This window comes from Streptomyces sp. SID11385, assembly GCF_010548245.1.
Taxonomy (GTDB): Bacteria; Actinomycetota; Actinomycetes; order Streptomycetales; family Streptomycetaceae; genus Streptomyces.
The window spans coordinates 1-2,111 of sequence record NZ_JAAGLR010000091.1 but is presented as its reverse complement, the minus strand read 5'-3'; the positions used below and the strand labels follow the sequence as shown (position 1 = coordinate 2,111).

At 74.1% G+C, this 2,111-nt stretch carries 1 protein-coding gene and 1 pseudogene; one reads left to right on the top strand and one right to left on the bottom strand.

Annotation, left to right across the window (positions count from 1 at the left end; translation table 11 throughout):
- On the top strand, window positions 1–881 hold an 881-nt coding region (locus G3I42_RS03250; RefSeq protein WP_164282333.1), incomplete at its 5' end, for an AAA family ATPase.
- 360 nt (window positions 882–1,241) lie between these two features.
- Here the strand turns inward: G3I42_RS03250 and G3I42_RS03245 are convergent.
- A pseudogene (locus G3I42_RS03245) lies at window positions 1,242–2,111 on the bottom strand (DUF2974 domain-containing protein); the annotation flags it as partial.

Below are 2,111 nucleotides of genomic sequence, written 5' to 3'. Positions count from 1 at the left end.
TGCTCGGCGGCGTCCCGGCACCCCGGCAGGGGACGACGGCCCCGGGGGCGGCCGAGGAGGAGCGGCCCGCGCGGACGCCCGAGGACGTGCTCGCGGCGCTCGACGCGCTCGTGGGGCTCGACAGCGTGAAGCGCGAGGTGCGCGCGATGACGGACATGATCGAGGTGGGCAGACGGCGCCAGGCCGCCGGGCTCAAGGCGGCCTCGGCCCGCCGCCACCTCGTCTTCACCGGCTCCCCCGGTACCGGCAAGACGACGGTGGCGCGCTTGTACGCGGAGATCCTCGTGGCGCTCGGGGTGCTGGAGAAGGGGCACTTGGTCGAGGTCTCGCGGGTGGACCTGGTCGGCGAGCACATCGGCTCGACGGCGATCCGCACGCAGGAGGCGTTCGGGCGGGCGAAGGGCGGGGTGCTCTTCATCGACGAGGCGTACGCGCTCTCGCCGGAGGACTCGGGGCGCGATTTCGGGCGCGAGGCGATCGACACGCTGGTCAAGCTCATGGAGGACCAGCGCGACGAGGTCGTCGTCATCGTGGCCGGCTACACCGCCGAGATGGAGCGCTTCCTCGCGGTCAATCCCGGCGTCGCCTCACGCTTCTCACGGACGATCACCTTCGGGGACTACGGCCCCGAGGAGTTGCTGCGGATCGTGGAGCAGCAGGCGGAGGAGCACGAGTACGAGCTGGCGGACGGGACCGGGGAAGCGCTCCTGAAGTACTTCACGGCGATCCCGAAGGACGCCGGTTTCGGCAACGGCCGCACGGCGCGCCAGACCTTCGAGGCGATGGTCGAGCGCCACGCGGGGCGGGTGGCGCAACTGGAGAGCCCGGACAAGGCGGATCTGACGCTGCTGTATCCGGAGGATCTGCCGGAGTTGAGGTGAGGGGGGAGGGAGGGGGAGCGCGAGAAGGAGCGGGAGGGAGGCGGCGGGGGCGGGCGCGGGGGCTTGGGGTCGGGGCTGAGTCCGGGGCGGGGTTGGCGCCGCTTTCCCCCCTGTTTTCGGGCACCCCCCACCCTCCCTAGGGGGGCGTCCCCGCTTCTATTCTTTCGCGGCCCGGCACGCCTCCCGCGCCAATTCCCGCAATCTGTGGATAACTTCGGCGAACCCGAAAATCCTCTCACTCGTACGGGTGGCGACCGTCTCCGCGGTTGCGCGGCCTCGGCGGATCTGGGCTACGGTCTCGGGCAATCAGGACGTGGCCGATCCGGTACGGACCGCTGACGACGGGGAAGGGCTCCGCGCTCAGGTCTCTGCCGTCTCCCCAGTGGTCCCGGCTTCCCGCGGTGCCGTACTGGGGCGGGAGGGCTGGCGCGGGACGGGGCCTGTGGGGCGGAGGCGGCGGAGGAGGGCCGTGCGGGCCTTGGCGAAGGCGGGGTCGGCGGGGTAGTCGCCATGGCCGTGGATGGGGGGCGGGAGGGGTTCGTCGGGGGTGCGGCCGTAGGCAAGGGGGTCGTGGAGGGGGGCGTGGTCGACGCCGGGCACGCGGACGGGGCCGCCGATGGGGTCGGTGGCGCGGTAGAGGTTGGTCCAGTGGGCGACGTCGGTGTGGAGTCCGGCGAGAGCCGTGGGGCCGAAGTGGGCGGGGAACCAGCGGCCGTAGAGGCGTTCGAGCGGGGAGCCGTAGGTGAGCAGGGCGATCCTGCCGCGGACCCGGGGCGGCAGTTGCCAGGCAGCGGCGGCGGCGAGCACGCTGCCCTGGGAGTGGCCGGAGAGGACGAGGCGCCCGCCGGTGCGCGCGGTCCACGTCGCCATGCGCCACGTGAGGTCGGGGACGGCGCGCTCGGCGTAGCAGGGCGGCGCGAAGGGGTGCGCGGCGCGGGGCCAGAACGTGCCGACGTCCCACAGGATGCCGATCGTGCGGCGGGCGTTCGGATCACGGTAGGCGCGGCGGCCGAAGGCGAGGAAGAGCAGCGCGGCGAGCCCCGTGAGCCAGGAGCCGAGCGCCTGGCAGGTCTGCGCGAGGCCGTGCACGGCGGCGGGCAGCCCCGCCGTCGCCTCGCCGGGAACCTCGCCGCTCGTCCAGGCCCCGACGAGGGCCACGGCGCCGAGCAGGAGCGTCCCCGCCGCGCCGAGGCCGAGCAGGGCGGGAGCGCGGTCGGTGAGCGCGGCGGC